This window comes from Clostridium sartagoforme (assembly GCF_004794105.1).
Classification (GTDB): domain Bacteria; phylum Bacillota; class Clostridia; order Clostridiales; family Clostridiaceae; genus Clostridium; species Clostridium sartagoforme_B.
This window is the reverse complement of record NZ_SRYR01000016.1, coordinates 1-19,627: the sequence shown is the minus strand read 5'-3', so window position 1 is coordinate 19,627 and position 19,627 is coordinate 1. Positions and strand designations below refer to the sequence as shown.

Annotated in this window: 14 protein-coding genes; 5 read left to right on the top strand and 9 right to left on the bottom strand. The window is 29.9% G+C overall.

Going from position 1 to position 19,627, the window contains the following annotated elements; genetic code table 11:
* Nucleotides 1–13: 13 nt before the first annotated feature.
* From E5347_RS15815 to E5347_RS15795, 5 genes are all read right to left on the bottom strand, one after another.
* A complete protein-coding gene (locus tag E5347_RS15815; protein ID WP_136008195.1) occupies nucleotides 14–457 on the bottom strand; it encodes a YaiI/YqxD family protein in 444 nt (147 codons plus the stop codon).
* Nucleotides 457–1,812: a glucose-6-phosphate isomerase gene (locus tag E5347_RS15810; protein WP_136008194.1), complete on the bottom strand. Its 1,356-nt coding sequence runs from the start codon at nucleotides 1,810–1,812 to the stop codon at nucleotides 457–459. The genes E5347_RS15815 and E5347_RS15810 overlap by 1 nt, the downstream gene beginning before the upstream one ends.
* 477 nt (nucleotides 1,813–2,289) lie before the next feature.
* Nucleotides 2,290–6,165 carry a fibronectin type III domain-containing protein gene (locus E5347_RS15805; RefSeq protein ID WP_136008193.1) on the bottom strand — a complete coding sequence of 1,292 codons (3,876 nt, stop codon included), beginning with the start codon at nucleotides 6,163–6,165 and terminating at the stop codon, nucleotides 2,290–2,292.
* A gap of 1 nt (nucleotide 6,166) precedes the next feature.
* Nucleotides 6,167–8,599, bottom strand: coding sequence for a discoidin domain-containing protein (locus E5347_RS15800; RefSeq protein ID WP_136008192.1), 2,433 nt, complete (start codon nucleotides 8,597–8,599; stop codon nucleotides 6,167–6,169).
* A gap of 10 nt (nucleotides 8,600–8,609) precedes the next feature.
* Entirely contained in the window at nucleotides 8,610–9,668 is a 1,059-nt protein-coding gene (locus E5347_RS15795; protein ID WP_136008191.1) for a peptidyl-prolyl cis-trans isomerase, read from the bottom strand.
* Between the two features lie 157 nt (nucleotides 9,669–9,825).
* Between E5347_RS15795 and E5347_RS15790 the strand changes: the two genes are divergently transcribed.
* The 3 genes from E5347_RS15790 (at nucleotide 9,826) to E5347_RS15780 (ending at nucleotide 12,166) form a co-directional block, all read left to right on the top strand.
* Nucleotides 9,826–10,701 (top strand): helix-turn-helix domain-containing protein, encoded by an 876-nt coding sequence (locus tag E5347_RS15790; RefSeq protein WP_136008190.1) that lies wholly within the window; start codon nucleotides 9,826–9,828, stop codon nucleotides 10,699–10,701.
* 107 nt (nucleotides 10,702–10,808) lie between these two features.
* Nucleotides 10,809–11,231, top strand: a complete 423-nt coding sequence (locus E5347_RS15785; protein WP_136008189.1) for a GNAT family N-acetyltransferase — start codon at nucleotides 10,809–10,811, stop codon at nucleotides 11,229–11,231.
* Nucleotides 11,232–11,398: 167 nt separating this feature from the next.
* Nucleotides 11,399–12,166: a hypothetical protein gene (locus E5347_RS15780; RefSeq protein WP_136008188.1), complete on the top strand. Its 768-nt coding sequence runs from the start codon at nucleotides 11,399–11,401 to the stop codon at nucleotides 12,164–12,166.
* Nucleotides 12,167–12,590: 424 nt separating this feature from the next.
* Here E5347_RS15780 and E5347_RS15775 read toward each other — a convergent pair whose 3' ends face one another.
* The 4 genes from E5347_RS15775 to E5347_RS15760 form a co-directional block, all read right to left on the bottom strand.
* Nucleotides 12,591–12,932, bottom strand: a complete 342-nt coding sequence (locus E5347_RS15775; protein ID WP_136008187.1) for a YmaF family protein — start codon at nucleotides 12,930–12,932, stop codon at nucleotides 12,591–12,593.
* Between the two features lie 261 nt (nucleotides 12,933–13,193).
* Nucleotides 13,194–14,384: an ATP-binding protein gene (locus E5347_RS15770; RefSeq protein ID WP_136008186.1), complete on the bottom strand. Its 1,191-nt coding sequence runs from the start codon at nucleotides 14,382–14,384 to the stop codon at nucleotides 13,194–13,196.
* A gap of 272 nt (nucleotides 14,385–14,656) precedes the next feature.
* Nucleotides 14,657–16,432, bottom strand: a complete 1,776-nt coding sequence (locus tag E5347_RS15765; protein WP_136008185.1) for an oleate hydratase — start codon at nucleotides 16,430–16,432, stop codon at nucleotides 14,657–14,659.
* Between the two features lie 151 nt (nucleotides 16,433–16,583).
* Nucleotides 16,584–17,156, bottom strand: coding sequence for a TetR/AcrR family transcriptional regulator (locus E5347_RS15760; RefSeq protein ID WP_136008184.1), 573 nt, complete (start codon nucleotides 17,154–17,156; stop codon nucleotides 16,584–16,586).
* 347 nt (nucleotides 17,157–17,503) lie between these two features.
* Between E5347_RS15760 and E5347_RS15755 the strand changes: the two genes are divergently transcribed.
* Together E5347_RS15755 and E5347_RS15750 are read left to right on the top strand one after the other, a co-directional pair.
* Nucleotides 17,504–18,400, top strand: a complete 897-nt coding sequence (locus tag E5347_RS15755) for a LysR family transcriptional regulator (RefSeq protein ID WP_136008183.1) — start codon at nucleotides 17,504–17,506, stop codon at nucleotides 18,398–18,400.
* An 82-nt stretch (nucleotides 18,401–18,482) separates the two neighbouring features.
* The gene (locus E5347_RS15750) at nucleotides 18,483–19,427 is read left to right on the top strand and encodes an NAD(P)H-binding protein (protein WP_136008182.1); all 945 of its coding nucleotides are present in this window, start codon (nucleotides 18,483–18,485) and stop codon (nucleotides 19,425–19,427) included.
* Nucleotides 19,428–19,627 lie beyond the last annotated feature (200 nt).

Genomic DNA, 19,627 nt, shown 5'->3' with positions numbered 1-19,627 from the left:
ATATTTCTACAGCTTATTCTCTTAAGTTACATTCTATTATCTTTTCTAAGGTAGTCTTAAGTCTAATATCATCTTCTTTTGTCCTTTTTCTAGGATTATTAGTTCTTCCACCCGCTTTTCTTATCTTTTGGGAAATATGTCTTTCTTCTAATAATCTATCAATATTCTTATCAGTATAATTATATCCTTTAGGATTAATAACAAAAGCTTCCTTTCCAAGACAAATAGCTGCAACACCATAATCCTGACTAATAACAATATCATTTTTTATACAAGTGTTAACTACATACATATCTACACTTTGAAATCCAGAATCTACTATCTTTACTTCTCCATAATCTAAAGCTATATAATGATTTATATCACAATATACTATCAAATCCAGCTTGTAAGATTTTGCTATTTTTTCAATAATGGAGATACCTGGACAGGCATCTCCATCTACTATTATTCTCATTATTTTAATTTAGCTTCTAATTCAGCTTTTAATTCTTCATATCCAGGCTTTCCAAGTAAAGCAAACATGTTTTTCTTGTAAGCTTCAACTCCTGGTTGATCAAATGGATTAACTCCTAAAAGATATCCGCTTATAGCACAAGCCTTTTCAAAGAAGTAAACCATTTGTCCAAAGTAGTAAGCACTAAGTTCTGGAATATTTAATACGATATTTGGAACTCCACCATCATTATGAGCTAATAATGTACCATTAAATGCTTGCTTATTAACAAAATCTATAGTTTTTCCAGCTAAGAAATTTAATCCATCTAAATCTCCTTCAGCTTTTTCAATAACTACTTCTCTCTTTGCTTTTTCTACATTTAATACAGTTTCAAATATAGTTCTTCTTCCTTCTTGGATGTATTGTCCCATTGAGTGTAAGTCAGTTGAAAAATCAACAGCAGCTGGGAATATTCCCTTTTGATCCTTACCTTCTGATTCTCCAAATAATTGCTTCCACCATTCATTGAAGTAGTGTAAACCTGGTTCATAGTTAACTAATATTTCTATTTCTTTTCCCTTGTTATATAATACGTTTCTCATTGCAGCATATTTATAACAATCATTATTCTTAAAGTCATCTGTTGCATAAGCTTCTCTTGCATCAGCAGCCCCTTGCATCATTTCATCTATATTAATTCCAGCTACAGCTATTGGTAATAATCCAACAGCAGTTAAAACTGAGAATCTTCCACCTACATCATCAGGTATAACGAAACTTTCATATCCCATTTCATCTGCTAGTGATTTTAAAGCACCTCTGCTCTTATCAGTAGTTGCAAATATTCTTTCCTTTGCACCTTCTACTCCATATTTCTTTTCCATATAATCTTTAAATACTCTAAATGCAATAGCAGGCTCTGTTGTAGTACCTGATTTAGATATTACATTAACACTTATATCTATTCCTTCAATTGCATCTAAAAGGTCTGCTAAATATGTTGAACTAATATTGTTTCCAACAAAAAATACCTTTGGTGTATTTCTCTTATCATTTCCAAGAACGTTGTAGAAATTGCTATTTAGCATTTCAATTGCGGCTCTAGGTCCTAAATAAGAGCCACCAATACCTATAACTATTAGTGCTTCTGAGTTTCCTTTAATCTTTTCAGCAGATTTCTTTATTCTGTCAAACTCTTCTTTATCGTAATTTACAGGTAAGTCTAACCAACCTAAAAAGTCATTTCCTGCACCAGTTTTCTTTGTAAGAGTTTCATGAGCACCCTTAACCATTGCTTCCATATAATTTAATTCTTGTTCTAACTTTACATAAGGTTCTACCTTAGATAAGTCTAGCTTTAATCCTTTATTCATTGTTCAACCTCCGTATCTTCTGGGAATTCCGATGATATTTTCTACTATATTATATCATAATTTATATAGTACATTTCATTATTTTAATATTTTTAATTCAATTATTATAATTTACATTAATATTATAATCATTTTCACTGTTTTAAAATCATTTTTATTTTTATTTCTAATTATAATAATTTATTTAAAGTAAGCTTCATCATATTAGTATTCATCAGATAAGCCTTTATGTTAATCTAGATATCTTTTCACTAAACAAGAATCATTAAAAGTCATATCACTTGAATTTCTTCCTTTATCATCATCCCATCCACAATATTAAAGACTTCTGCGCAATGTTATCTTTATCAATAACAACTCTTTTATTGTGATTTACTAATTAACCAATAAGCTTATAGATTCACTTAAATTTTGATATATTAATTTATAAATAGTAAGGCCCTATAGATTTCTCCATAGGACCCTAAATATTTTAAATTACTTTCTTCTTCTTAATACTGAACCAGCACCAAGAAGTAATGTTGCTACTCCTACTAATGCAAATGTTGAAGTACCACCTGTTGCAGGTAATTTACCCTTACCAGCTGTATCACTATTCCCATTATTAGTTGTACCATTTCCATTATTACTGCTATTATTTCCGTTGTTGCCACTATTATTTCCATTATTACCGTTATTATTGTTGCCATTATTATTGTTGTTATTTCCTTCTACTAATTCTAAGCCATCTAAAGCTAATTCTAAGCCCTTTGATGCTTCATCTACCTCTTTTTGAGTAGCTTCTTTATTATCTAAAGCTTCCTTAGCATTTTTTAATTGTTTATTAAGTGCATTAACACTTTTCTTAGTGTACTTAGATGTATCTATTGCTTCAGCTTTATTTATTAATTCTTCAAGCTTAGATTTATCTGGTATTAATCTTAAGTCTAAATAAGCTTTGATTAATTTGTTATAAGCCTCTTTCACTTCTTTTTCCATTGCATTTTCATCTGCTAATACTTTATTAGCTTTTTTAAGTTCATCTTGAAGTTTAGACCAAGTTGATGGTATATATTTGCTTTCATCTAAAGCATTTATTATTTGAGCTAACTTTTCGAGCTGTTCTTTATCACCTATCTTGAATTCTAGCATATGAATTACATCAATTAATCTCTCAGAAGCTGCTTTTACTTCATCTTCTGTAGCATTTTCATCTGCTAAAACAGCCTTAGCATTTTCTAATGCTTCTTCAAATTCCTTAACTACTGCTGGAGCAACATCTTCAAGAGCTCCCTCTGCCTTAACCTCTTCAGCATACTCTATAACTTTTCCTAATTCAGTTTTATCAACTTCTTTTATTTCTATTGTTTTAAATGTTACTGTACCAGCCTCTGATTTATTTCCAGCTGCATCAACAGCTTTTACACTTAAAGTGTATTCTGTTCCTGCTGTAAGTCCAGTTACTTTAACTGATGTTCCATCATTAACTGTTGCTATTAAAGTATCACCATTATATACTTCATATCCTACAACACCTATATTGTCTGTTGATGCTGTCCAGCTGATATCTGCAGTATTTTCTGTTATATTCTCAGCTATTATTTCTGTTGGTACTGTTGGTGATTCTGCATCAGCTACTTCAACATCTTGATATTGAATTTGTGGTGTAATATGAATAGATGGTTTTGTTGGATTATCAATATTTTGTGCTTCTACACGAATAAGATCACCCTTATTAACATTGATTTCCATAGCTTCTACATCAATCTTAGCAAAGCTTTCTGCTAATTCATATGAGCTAATTTCTTCCCCATTATGAGTAAAGCTTAACTTAACTTTTCCGCCACTATTACCAGCTTGACGTAAATATGGTTCATCATCCTTAACTGATAAAGTAATTGTACCAGACTTAGGAGCTCTATAAACCATAGAATGTCCTTCTTCACGTCCTGATGTTCCTAAAGTATCAATTAACAATCCATGTGTTGCATCAGTTGGCACTACTGAATGATTAGCTTCATCAATTCCAACTCCACCATAGTTATTACCATTCCACATTGGATAAGTTCCATCATAATTTGTTAAATTACTATATACTCCATTTGCCTTCTTTTGAGCAAACCAAATATTACCTTGCTTTCCTGTATAGTCTAAAGCCCATTGATAACTATTTTTCACTTCAATAGAATATGAATTTTCATCACCATTTTCAGCTGTTACTTTTAATGTCATTCCATTTTCAATCTTTCCGTCTTTTACTTCTACATCTCCATTAAATACTTTAACAGTAGCTGTACTATGAACTGTTATTCCTTCTAAAACTTCCTCTATTGTTGTTGGGTTATTCTCTAAACTTGGTAGATATACAGTCTTAGTATCTTCTTTTACCATATATATACTATCTTTAATAGAGTTGTCTACATTAGCTGAAATAGTATATTCCTTTGTTTTACTATTTGCAGATAATATAACCTTACTTCCTACTGTTACTATGTCATTATCATTTAATGTCTTTCCATTTTTATCTTTAATAACTAAAATAGCTGAATCATCATATGATAAATCCTTTAAGAAATCCTTAACTAATACATCTTTTTCAATACCTGCAATGCTACCATCTTCACTATTTATTTCATATACAGATGAATAAAGATCTAAAGAAGCAACCTTTGATTCATAAGCTCCAATATCTGGTGTTCCGGATACCTTATTTCCAAAGAAATCAAGTCCCCCATTATTAGCAATAAACTTTCCTGCATTAATTGCTGGTGAATCATCTTCTAACTTATATCCATCAAATGCACTTATATCATGTGTTATTTTTTCGTCGCTACTTGGAGTAATACCAGTATAAGCATCTGGAGCACTTCCTCCATCAACAAATTTAGGATCTCCTATAACTGCTGCTGTATCATCAGTAGGTATATTTTTATAGTTGTAATATAAATTATTACTATAAGTTACTTTACTATTTCCTCTTGTCCAATCTTCTTCCTTTTCAGCACCTGCATTATAAATAATATTATTTTCTACAACTGCAACTCCCCCTGTCATACCAGGACGAATAAATGGTACCCCTTCTTTAATATAGAATGTATTATTATATATCTCTGCTTTAGGGTGATATGGTAAGTTTAATACACCAGCTAAATCATTTTCGCTGATATTATAACGAAAAACTGTATTAACAGCTTCTCCAGCACAAATCATAACAGCTCCACCACCATTATTATGGCTGTAGTTATATTGATAAATAGTTCCATCTCCTGAATCTGCATCCCAAGCTTGACCATCTTGATTCACAGCAGTATCAAAAACTTCATTATATTGGAATACTGCATCTTTACATTTCCAAGGCCAAACAGCAGCTGCTACTCTACCTGATCCAGTCTCAGAGTAATCTGTTGTATTAATCTGCCTTGCAGCTCCATCTGATACATTGTACTCTATGATCGGTCTATCACAATACATAGTAGTAATAGCATCTCCGCCTGGATCTTTTATATAGTTATTTCTAATTTCAACTTTAGTTGAACCATACTTTGCTATTACTTCATCTGAAATCTCACCACCTAGGAACTTATCCCAATAAGCTGTATATCCAACTGCTATTCCCCAACGGTTAACGTTATCTACAATACAGTTTTCAATCTTAATATCATTGTATCTAGATATCCCAGTTTCAGATTCATTCTTAGGCTTAAATACTGTAAAGTAAATTCCACCATTATTCATATGCTTATCATAAACGTTTCCAATAACGTCATGAATATTTAATCCATCTAAATAAATACTATCTATTGTACCCTTATTTTGAGCAACAGCTGCAACGCCTGTACGATTCATAGTGTGCAAATAATTATATTTAGCTTCTATTTCAGGAGCATTATTTGTAATTTCTAAATTCTTTATACTAATGTATTCAACATCATATAATAGTATTGATGAAGAAACATAGCCTTTGTACTTATGACCTGCACTATCTAATTGTTTCCCAAAGTCTTGATACCAAATTCCTTGTCCATTTGTATCAATCCTAGGATTACTTCCTTCACCATATTTATCAATCTCAATTAGTGCTTCCTCTGAACCACTACCTTGGATGTGTAAGAATCCATTTGTAAAAACAGAACCTGCTTCTAAAAGAACTTTATCTCCAGGTTTTAAGACAATGTCATTGATTTTTTCTAAGCTATAAAAAGCTTTATCTTCTGATAATCCATCATTATTATCATTACCATCTAAGGTACTTACATAATAAGTAGTTCCTACTGATTCTTTCTTTGTTGTTTCTGCTTTAACTTCTAATGAAGGGCTAAACATTTGAAATAGCATGGTACATGTTACTGCTATAGAAAATATTTTCTTTATCATACTATCTCACCTCCTCATCAATTTTTTCAACGCCTAATCTTATCTCTGCAGCTGAAGCGTAAATATTACTTGTTGTTGTGTAACTTTCCTCTGCATGCAGTTTTACATATCTAGCATTAATAGTATTAAAGTATGCATATTTATCTGCTATACTTCTTTCCCAAACATTACTTTCAGTTTCAACCTTAGTCCATTGATCATTTTCATTTTCTTTTACATAAATAGAATATTTAGTTATGATACCATTAGCTATGCTTCTTCTTGGAGTATATTTAAGCATAGATATAGGTTTAACTTCTCCCATGTCAATACTAATCCAAGTATCTTCACGGTTAGATCCATTCCAGTTTGTATGCCACATAGTTGATAAATTGTTATCTATAGCAAAACTTCCTGGACCTTCTGTTGAGTTTCCACTTTGATGGCTTCCATCATCAGCAGTCATACCCTCTATTGAATATTCTACGAATTCTCTATTTACTATTATTAAATATTCCTTAGTACTATTATCAATAAAAGTAACCTTTAACTTATATCCATTTTTAATAAATGAATTTTCTTCTACTATTGAATTTCCATTAAAAACTTCTAATTTTACACCATTAGAATATTTGAAATTACCTAAGAAATCTTTTACAGATGTCTTTTGTGGTACTCCTTCTATACTACTTTCTTTAATGGCATAAGTATTAGAGTATATTTCATTTACAGAAGACTCATCACTAATATTTTTTTCATGTATTCCTATATCAGGAATTAAACCTATTTCATTACCGAAGAAATCTTTATCTCCACTACCTGGTACATATACTCCTGCATTAATAGCTGGTGAACCATCTTGCAATTTGTATCCTTCAAATGCACTTACATCATGTACTTTTCCAGTTGTAGATGTTGGTGCTGATCCTGGATTTACAAACATAGGATCTTTTGTAATTGCAAATTTATCAGTACTTGGAACTGAATTATATCCATAGTATATATTATTTGTAAATTGCTTATTATTAGATGGCTCCCACGGATCATTTGGATTACCTGTACTAGTGTTATAGAAAATATTATTTGCTAAATAACCTGCACCACTATCCTTATTACCTGTTGCTGGATGGTGCACTCTAGTAGTTAAATCACCATCTACATAAAATACATTATTATATATTTTAGCTAATGGATTTCCTTGAAATGTAATTAAGGATTTTAAATCATTTTGGCTAATATTATAACGGAATACACCATTATATGCTTCATTTAAACATATAAGCATAGATCCACCACCATTGTTATGGCTGTAGTTGTATTGATATATTGTTCCATCAGACCAATCAATATCCCACGCCTGTCCATCACCATTATTGTCTCCAACTGTATCAAATGCCTCATTATTTTGGAATATAGCATCTTTAGTCTTCCATGGCCATATTGCAGCACAGAAATTTTGCCAGTAGCTGTATTCTAGCATGTCAACTCCTGCTTTATCTGAAACATTCTTTTGAACTACTGGTTGATATGCGTACATTGAAACTATTGCATCATTTCCAGAGTTTTGAACATAATTTTCTTCAATTAAAATATTTGTATGTCCGTATTTCTTAACTGTTTCATCATTAAGAGCTGCACCATTAAATTTTGAATGATTGTAAGTATATCCTACAACGATTCCTGCACGAGATACATCCTTAACATGACATCCTTTAATTAAGATATCTTGATATCTTGCAATGCCAGTTTCAGCTTCATTATCAGGTTTTAATACATTCATTTGTATTCCACCATTGTTCATATGCTTGTCTTGAATGTTTCCATCAACATCATGAATATATAAGTCCTCTAATTGGATAGATTCCATTGTTCCGCCATTCTTTGCAATACCTGCAACCCCTGTACGGTCCATTCTTTGTGAAACCTTATCTCCTTCACTTAAATAATTAAAATCATCAGATTCATTTGTAATTTCTAAGTTGTTTATTTTAATAAAATCTGTATCATAAAGTAAAATTGTTGATGATACATATCCCTTGCCTCTATGTCCAGCATTGTCCAATGGCTCAATGTAATCTTGATACCAAATTCCTTCTCCATTTCCGTTAATAATAGGCTTTTCTTCTCCACCATACTTTGTAATTTCTATTGGATTTTCTGCTGTACCACTAACATCTTTTAAATGTATGAACCCATTAAATACAGATCCAGATTCCAATAATACTCTATCCCCTGGTTGTAGATCTACCTCTTCAAGCTTGTCTAACGTTTCCCATGCCTTCTTCTCTGTTGACCCATCATTACTATTATCCCCTTTAAGACTACTTATGTAGTAATCTCTTCCAGAGGTACGAGTTGATTCATCTATTGCAAAAACATCTTTCGGGAATAAAGAACTAACTATTCCAAAAGATAATGCTAAACAAATAACCCTAAATAACCTCTTACTTCTCATATCCTACCTCCTATTTTACATTTTTCTTTGTAAAATTATAAACCTTGTTAATATCACTATTAACTTCTAAACTGTCAACACGACTTGCAATAATATTATCGTATCGCTCTTCGCGTATAGCTTTATTAATATTATCCCTCACCTCCTCATATGGTATGTAGTCGTAGTCTACTCGATTGATGCATTGAACTAAATATAAGCATCCATTTTCATCAATCACTTGTGTTACATCGCCTTTATTAAGGTCCATAGCAATATCTAATACATCTCCTATAGCTTTAGCTTTTGCAGATAACTCCCCTGATAAAATAGATTCATGAGTAAAATAGTCTTTTAATATTTCATCATTTTCCACTAAATCTGATAAGGAGTTATTATCATCAATCTTTTTACTTCCCTCTATCATTCTGTTCTTTATCTCTTTAACTTCATCTTCAGATAATCCTAAAGACGCATAGTATACCTTTACATAAGATAGCTCAAAATCATCATTCTTTACAAATAAAGAATCTTTATTTTCATCATAATACCTTGTAGCATCCTCTAATGAAATTTCCATTCCCTCATTATTTAAGTCTTCACAATATGTCTTTTGAAGCTGATCTGTTTCATACTCTAAATAAAGATCTTCAGTAAAATTAGATAGCCCATAAACCGGTACTCCATTCTTTATTTTTTCTTCTCTTGCCTTATTTTCATTATTTAAACGATTTATAAAATCTTTATACTCTGCAGAATCTACATACCCCTTTTCTTCTGCTAATTGGTAAATACTATGTCTTACTAATAATTCATCCATAGTGCTATCCGCTAGCATTTTATAAGGATATTCTCCATTAAATTCAGTTTCCCAAAAGTCACTTGTTATTTTTGCCCCATACTTTGATATAAAATATTGAGTAATCTCGTACTTCTTACTATTCATAGTATTTATGTATTCGTCTTCATCAATCTCAACACCTGAAATACTAATTTTTAAATTACTACTATTAATTACAAAAAAGAATACAACTAGTACCATTATTCCTGATAATATTATTAGCATAGGTAGCTTAAATTTTTTCTTCATTATATCTTCCCCTCCTACTCATTAATTCTATTTTAATATTAACTTTATTTGTATTATAATTATTATACTAACTATTTACTTTTTTTTCTTATATGATAAAGTCCGCTTTAATATCAAACTTGGATAATACGGAATAAAATAAAGAGGAGGATTTAAAATGAGTCAAATTGATTTAGGTATAATATCTTATAATTCAATATCAATAAATAAAAACATAATTTTAAATGCTAATATTCAAGAAAGATGCAATTTTTATTTTTTCCCAAAGCATATACATCAAAGTATTGAAATCTATTACTTTATATCTGGTTCTTGTAAAATGGATATTGGAAAAGAAACTGTAGTTGGTGATGCTGGCAATATTATTATAATATTTCCAAATACCGTTCATTCTTTTTACTTAGATACAGATATTCCTTGCAAGTTCATTCATATTCATTTCGATCCATATATGCTGGGTTCTATTTTGGTCAATAAAGAAAACCTTAACATAGATTTGTTCTCTATTTTAGAATCAATAAATAACTACTATAAATCTACAGCTGACAAGGCTATGATTTCATTACTCTATTCCATTGTTGATGAAGTAAATAATCCTCAGCAGTTTTCAGAAATTCTAAGTACCCTTCATTTAATAGAAGTATTAATATATTTTATGAGAAAAGAAACTATATCCTCATTGCTTTTAACTTATGAAACAGAAATTACTCCACGCTATGTTTTTCTTGCCTTCAAATATATAAAAGAAAACTATTCTGAAAAAATATTAATATCCGATATTGCAAATTATCTTAATATATCATCTCGATATTTAAGTAAGTTATTTTATAAGGAAACTAATTTAACAGTACTCCAATACTTAAATATTTATAGAATTAATAAGTCTATAGACTTAATGATGACCACTGATAAATCATTAACTGATATCTCCTTAAGTGTTGGTCTTGGAGATTTACAACATTTTTCCAAATTATTTAAAAACGTTATAGGAATTAGCCCTAGTAAGTATAAGAAAATGCTACTTCATGATTAATTTACCTTAATGAAAAACTTTTATTTCATTTTAGATAAAATCACTTTTTAATTATTGATCTATAATACAGTGAAATTAACCTTAGTATTTGAAAGGAGATATAGATTATGAAAATAAAAATTCAAACTGATTGCATTAATATTAATTGGCAGGAAGTTAGGAATATATTAAAAACTGTTGGAATGTCATATGTAAATGCTGAAATTCATAAAAAGTCTTTTGAAAATAGTGAAATTGCTATTTTCATTTTGGATAATGATAAACTAATAGGCTTTGGTAGAGCCATTTCAGATGGTGTTAGACAAGCTTCTATTTATGATGTTGCCATCCTACCAGAATATCAAGGTAAAGGGATAGGCAAATTAATATTAGAAAATATAATTAGTCAAGCACCTTCCTGCAACTTTATTTTATATGCTTCTCCCGGAAAAGAAGGTTTCTACGAAAGTCTTGGCTTTGGAAAACTTTCCACGGGTATGGGACTATTTTATGATATGAAAAGAATGAAAAATAGAGGCTTTATTAAATAATTTTTTTATCCCTTTACTCTTATATTCACCCTTTCAATTAGTAACATTTAGATTAAATTTAACATAGTATAGAATATGGTACTGTGGATTGATGATAAATTGACTTTTTAATTAAAGCCCCTTTTCTACAGTTCCAAATATATTTAACTAAAGAGGAATGATTGAGCATGGGAAACAAAGATTCAAATAATAATTTCTATATTTACTTTGATGATGAAAATTATAATGAAAAATCTCATGATAAAGATGAGAATTGCTATTGTGATAAAGATGAGAAAAAAGATTCTTATTGCGAATATGAAGATAAAGACTATGATGACTACTGTAATAAGAAAGAAGAAAAGAAACATCATCATTGTGAAAAGAAACATGATGATAAAAAAGAAAAACGTGAAATCAAATGTTATTGTAAATGCTATGTAGAGAAAGAAAAACCTCATAAAGATCATTGTAAAAATGATAAAGAAAAAGATTATGATGACTACTGTAAGTGTCATCATAAAGAAGAAAAACCTAGAAAAGATTATTGCGATTATGAAAAAGAAGACAGAAAATACAATGACTATTGCAAGAAACACGAAGATAAAGACTACGGTTGTAAAGAAAAAGAAAAAGACTCTTATGAAATCTACTGTAAATGCTATAAAAAAGAAAAAAAACATGACAAAGATGATTGCCATAAAGATCACAAAAACAATGGTAATTGGCGTGAAGTAGATGATAGGCACTGTGGCTGCGAAAGAAAAGAAGAAAAACATGATAGAGATTGTAGATATAATGGCACTTGGCGTGAAGTAGATGATAAACACTGTGGTTGTGAAAGAAAGCATGAAGACCATTGTAAAAAAGACTATGATAAAGACTATGATTACAATTACGAAGATCACTTCAAAAATTGTAAAAATAAATATGAATCTTCTAGAAAATACAGATAAGTATAGTATTTTAATAAAATATCGATATTATTAGTTTAGAAATATAGTAGCTATATCTTTGTTTTTCCAAAATTCAGAGATATAGCTTTTTTGCATATATATATAAGTTATAATAAAATTTTTACGCATTATTAAGTTATATTTAATATATAAAATAATTGACACATAAAATTGTATGCTTAACTTATATACAAATTAAAATATCCATAATTTCAAATTATTGGGTGAATTTTTGGATTTTTTTACTTAAAGTTATATAATCACATAGGATGCAGATTATTTATTTGAGCATATATACTATTATTTATAATAAAAAAAGATAGAGGATATAAATCTATAATACATCCACTATCTTAAACTTTTCGTAAATAATAATTTATTAAATCCTAATTATTTTATTACTTAAAGACTATATTAATTCCTCTTAGCAATGATCGTTCTCTCCTATAGGATTTTCAATTAAAGTAGCAATTATAAATGCATGCCTATGGCCATCACTTTCTCTTGTAACTGCATAAACAAAGTGAACATGTCTACCCTTCCCTACTTGTATTGCAGGACCTGTAAATACATCTATAATATGAAAATGGTCATTAAAGAAATCTGTTCTAGTTGTTATACGATGAATATGACTTCCCTTACAAGGAATAGCTTGTCCAGTAACTCCAGCAAAACGATGATTATGAACATCATCACTATTAAGTTCAGCTAATCTTACACTACCAACAAACTCATGAACGTGCCTTTGCTTATCATAATTATTCATAGCTTAAATTCCTCCTCATTTGTTACATAATATATAATATTTGATTCATGTTCATTTTGTTACTATGATATCAATGTTTATTCATATTAATTTTCATTTTCTTACTATTCTACAAAATAAAAAAACCTCCCTTAAGTTTTGAATTATCTAATAATCTAATTCTTTAATAAAGGGAAGTTCCTAATTTATTATTCTATAATTTACTTATAAGCCCATCTATTCTTCATCTTGCAATGCATCATAGCAACCTAGCTTTTTATATCATTCTTGTATACTTTTTAAATACTCCACAAATTGACGAGCTGTTCTTCCTGAACGTCCTCCCCTCTCCATAGCATGGCGCTCTGCAAGTATATCAAGATTTTCAATATCTTTAATCTTATACTCTTTTACTAATCCATGAATAATATCAAGATACTCTTTTTTATCTGGCTTAGAGAAACATATAGCTAATCCAAACCTATCAGATAATGATGTTTGCTCTTGTATTGTTTCATTTCTATGGATATCATCTCCATCTCTATCAGAGAAGGATTCCTGAACTAAATGACGTCTATTACTTGTTGCATATAACACTACATTTTCCGTTTTACCAGATACTGAACCTTCTAAAATTGCCTTTAAAGCTCCAATTTCTTCATTATTTTTTGCAAAGGATAAGTCATCAATAAATATAATAAATTTTAAAGGATTATTGGCAAGTTTCTCTATTAATTCAGGCAATTTAAGCAAATCCCCTTTTCTAACTTCTATCATCCTTAAGCCTATATCAGCAAACTCATTAACTATTGCCTTTATTGTAGAGGATTTACCTGTTCCTGCGTCCCCATATAAAAGAACATTAGCAGCTGGTTTATCTTTCAAAAAAGCATAAGTATTATCAATTATTCTTTTTTGCTGCCTTTCATATCCAATATGGCTTGATAATCTAATACTATCAGGATATTTTGCAGGTACTATTCCCCCATTATTATAAGTAAACATAATATTATTTGCATAAATACCGTATCCTAAGGTAAATAAATTCTCCATTCTATTCTGATACATTATCTTAAAATCATAATCTAAGCTAGTTGTCCATTCTGGCAGGAATATATCACAACCAATCTCATCTTTTATCTCCCTAGATGTTATTCTTGAAATTTCCTGCAAGGTTTCAAGTTCATGCTTCACACATCTTTCTAACATCTCAGAAACATCTTCCTTATTAGATAATTTACGAATATAGATATTTTCATCAAATACAATAAGCTGCCAAATATACTCAGAAAAACTCTCATTTTTTTCAAAAAGCTCACGAACAAAGCTGCTATACTTTTCAACCTTTTCTATAGTACTACTTTCCTTAACATCAATCATATTAATAAATGATTTCATAACCTTGTCCTCAAATATCTTATTGAATACTATAAATGATTTTACTTTCATATTAATCAGTTCCAATGAACTCATAATTTTGCCCCCTTTTTACTTCCTCCATTACTTTAATTTTTAATGCCCAAGTTTTAATTTATAGATAATAATATACCTCCAAAATATGGTTGTCAATAAAGTAGACTTAAAAGCAAGGTTAATATATGAATACCTTGACTATTTTTAAATATCTTTTATATGAATGAAGAATTTCTTTGTACATTAATAACATATACAAACATTATATTATTTAGATATAAAATAGCAGATAACCATTAAGATTATCTGCCATTTCATATTTAATATAGGAATTAAATCACATTATATTTCTTCAATAATTTTTCAATATCTGTTCCTGCTATCTTCTTTAAGCCTTCTTTAACTGCAATTTTTTGAACTAAACTCAACTCCATATCAGTAGCAGCTTTTCCATCTCTAAGCTTAACTGTTGCATTTAGTAAGTCACGAACATCAAATGTACTTCCCCATACTTCTGGTACACCACGATCAACATTAAGCAATGTATATACTGCTTCCATACCAGTTCTCATTGAATATTCAGTTGTAAATATTGTATCTCTTGGTGTTTCTGCAAACTGTCCAAGGAATGCAAAATTTACTGAACCTTCTGGTACTACATTTGGTCTATCCCCTGCTGCACGTGGCATAAAGAATGTAGTAATATATGGCATCATACATGGAATTGTGTTTGCACTATTAGTAGCTAATTCTTCTATTTCTGCTTCTGGAACTCCAAGATGATATAACCATTCCATACAAATTTCCTTACCTGTACACTCTCTCATAGTCTTCTTTACATAGTTACCTGGCTTATCGCTAAATAAACCATAAATCCAGCCAACAAGTTGATCTTTTGGTTGTGTTCTAAATTGTGGTTGTCTATTAAATGTCCAACTTAATAACCAGTTAGAATCTTTTACAGTAACAATTCCACCTGTTACAACTTTACCTGAGAATGGATCTCTCTTACAAATCTTCTTAATATACGGAACAATTTTTTGATCTAGTGTAGTAACAGTTGCACTCATCCAATTAGACTTTTCTGCATCATAACAGAATTTATCTGGATTACCAAAGGACGGATCTTGTGCTGCAATCTTTCTCCACATATCCCAGCCACCACCTGGCTTAATTTCAGGATTAAATATAGCTGGCTCATTTTGTGATCCAAGACTAGAATTTTCTACACATCCACCATTTGTAATAAATACAAGATCATTTTCAGTAAGGCCAACATATTCTGTTTTTCCATCTACTAAAAGTTCTATTTTCTTGGCTAATTTCTTACCAGGTTTAATATCAAATTCTACATTAACAACCTTTGTATTGAAATGGAATTGTACATTAAAGCCTTCCAAATATTTAATCATAGGAAGTATCATTGATTCATATTGATTATATTTGGTAAATCTAAGTGCCTTAAAATCTGGTAATCCTCCAATGTGATGAATGTAACGTTTAATATATAACTTCATTTCTAAAGCACTATGCCAATTTTCAAAGGCAAACATAGTTCTCCAATATAACCAGAAGTTTGATTCTAATACTTCATCATCAAAGAAGTCTGTTATCTTCTTGTCATATAACTTTTCATCTGGTGTGAAGAATAAATGCATAATTTCCATTGCACCCTTATCTGATATATTAAATTTTCCATCTGTATGTGCATCTTCACCACGATTTATAGTAGCACGACATAAAGAATAATTGGGATCCTTCTTATTTAACCAATAATATTCATCTAGGACACTAACACCTTCTGTTTCAATTGATGGAATTGAACGGAATAAATCCCACATTACTTCGAAATGATTGTCCATTTCTCTTCCACCACGCATTACATATCCAAGTCCTGCATACTCAAATCCATCACAAGCCCCACCTGGAATAGGATCTTTTTCAAAGATGTGAATATGTTCTCCTTTCATTTGTCCGTCACGTACTAAATAGCAAGCTGCAGTTAATGCTCCAAGTCCAGTCCCAACAATATATGCTGACTTATGGTCTACTCCTTCTGGCTTTTGTGGCCTTGCAAAAGCTTCATAATTTCCACTTGAATAATACATATCTAATTCCTCCATTCAATATTTTTATTTACTATATTTCTTTTATTAACCTTACTATATAAGCTTTTTGAATTCTTCACCATCAGCAAAAAAGCCTCTATGATAATTTTTTTATCATAGAGGCTTATTTGTAGAATTTTTAATCATTTTATTAACTTTGTTTAGTTTTGTCAGTTCGATAATTCTCTAGGGCATTTAAAATATTCCCCTGCATCAGCATAGTAAGCTCTTTAATAATTTCTTCTGGATCTTCTTGCATATCATTCTTAATCCAGTTAAGAACTAATCCAACAAAAGAGTACTTATAAAAATTAGCTATAAAACATTTGTCCTTTTCTCTGACGGGTATATCTTTTGCCATTTCTTCTACAACATCTATAAGCAACTGATATGTTAACTTATATAAGTAATTCTCAATATTTTCACGACTTAGAGAATGATATACATTCATTACAAATGGCTTATTATTACTTACTTCCATAAAAATATTATAAAATCCCTCTTGCCATGTCGCATAAGCCTTTTTACCCTCTAACACTTTATTCGCATCTTCTTCACATGCCCAATCAATCAGCTCATAAATATCCTGAAAATGATAATAAAATGTCATTCGATTCACACCACAATCTTCAGTAATATCGTTAATTGTAATCTTATTTAATGGTTTTTTTAGAAGTAAATTCTTTAAGGAAGCTACCAAAGCTTTTTTTGTTATCTGTGACATCCCATTACCCTCTTTCATAATCTTTAAATAAAAATATTCTTCATCTCACACAATTAATTATACCAAGAAGCTCTTCCAGCCTCAATCCATTTATACTATTCAAGTGTTTTGAAATAACAAAGCCCAAGAATCTGCAATTTTGGTGTTATTATAAAATAGTAGACACATTAAATCAAACTAAGTAAAATAATATTTAGTTAAGAAAGAACTATAGTGTAAAAAACTAAATCTTTAAGAAAATTAGAAAATAAGGAATTAAAATCAGTTATTATAAGGATATTAAACACCAACACTTATTCGTGTTTTTAAAATAGAAAACGATATAATAACAAAACAGAAGAATTTATATGAAAGGAATTTATATGAAAATAGAAAAGATTAAAGCATTTATTGATTTATATAATTGTGGTAGCTATACTAAGACTGCAAAAATGAACTATATTTCTCAAACATCTATTACTCAATATATTAACTCATTAGAAAAAGAGTTCAATATTCAATTATTTGATCGTAGTGTTACACCTGTAAAGCCTACTACAGCTGGTGAATTGTTTTACAAAGAAGCTAAACTCATTTATGAACAATACTTAAAAATGCAAGAGGTGATGGCATCTTTTCATAATAAGCAAAGTATTCCTTTAAAAATTGCTTATACATCAGTTGTAGAAGCGCAGATGATTCTTCCTTATATCATGACCTTTAAGAAAAAATATCCTCATATTAATCTTATTTTCAAACAAGTTTTGATGAAAGATTTAGCAAATGCTTTACATGCTGGAGTATATGATATTGTTATTACAATTGATTCGGAATTTGATAAAGAAAAGGATATTGAAACATATTCCTTGTATAGTGGTTATTACAATGCTATTGTGAGTAGTAATCATCCTTTATATGATGAAAGTGAAATTACTAATGAGCAATTGTATAATTATCCTTTAATTATGTTAGATAAAAATATTATTGGTAAATCCTATGATAAGATGATAGAGAAGAGTCAAAAAGATGGATATTTCCCTATCATTCAAAAGACTGCCCATGATTTTGATTCTGAAATGATTCAGATTATTGTTGATGATTTAATTGGTTTTATTCCTGACAATTATAAATTAAATGATTTTTCTTTAGAACTTAGAAAGATACCTATTAAGAATTCTACACATACTTTTCAAATAGAATTAGGTTATTTAAAAAGTAATCATAATGAATCTATTTCTTTATTATTAGATATTATTCAAAAATAGAATAGCTTATTATTATTTAGAATTATTGAATGATACTGATATTAGTTATAATATATTTATCAAAAGAAAAAGGAGAGAAAATATGGGTAAATTATTATTAACTGGTGTTGATGGCAATCTAGGTAGTATTGCTGCTAAAAAATTATTAGAAATAGAAACTAAAGATAACTTAATTTTTTGTGGATATAATCCTGATGTTTTAAAAAAATATGCTGACATGGGTATTGAAACACATATTACAAACTTTAACAAAACAGAAGGCTTAAAAGAAGCATTTGCTAATGCTGACAGATTAGCATTAATCTCTATGCCATTCGTTGGTCCTAAAAGACAAAAGGCTCATCGTCAAGCTATAGATGCTGCTAAAGCTGCTGGAGTGAAACAAATTATTTATACTTCTTTAGTAAATGCTGCAGATGAAACTAATCCAAGTGTCGAAAAGAAAGATCATATTTATACAGAAAATTATATAAAAGATGCTGGATTAGATTACATTTTCTTAAGAAATTCTCAATATGCTGAAGCAATGATTACAAACTATTTTACATATGTTAAGGGTGATGGTGTATTAAAGAATTCTCAGGGTGATGGTAAGATGGCCTATATTTCTAGAGTTGACTGTGGTAAAGCAGTTGCTTATGCTTTACATAGAGGTAGTGAATACCATGAAGCCATTCTAAATATTAATGGTTTAGAATTAATGACTATTTCTGATTTTATTGAATATGGTAATGAAGCAACAGGAAATCATATTTCTTATCAAGAAATTACTGATGAAGAAAACTATCAAATATGGGATGCAATGGGTGTACCTAGAACAACAGATGGGATTTTTGATGAAGATTCTGAAGCACCATTCTCAAGTGATGGTATGGTTACATTTGCACAAGCTATTAGACTTGGAAAAATGGATACTTTTACAGATGATTTTAAAAAGTTAACTGGTGATGATCCTATTAGTGTTTCATATATGTTTGAACATGCTGATGATTTCCAAATAGGAGAAAGACATTCAAAAGATGACTAAAAATATAATTTCCAATTAATATATTAGTCATGTACCACCAGCTTAGCTGGTGGCTTGATTAAGCCCTATAAGGGCATGATACTGGCGGCACTACTCGTGCTCTGAATAACTGCCAATCGCAAAACAGTTTCAGCTACCACCCTCGTCGGGTGGTTTTCCTATTTGCTACTTTTTACCGACGATCCCGTGAACGGGTCAAT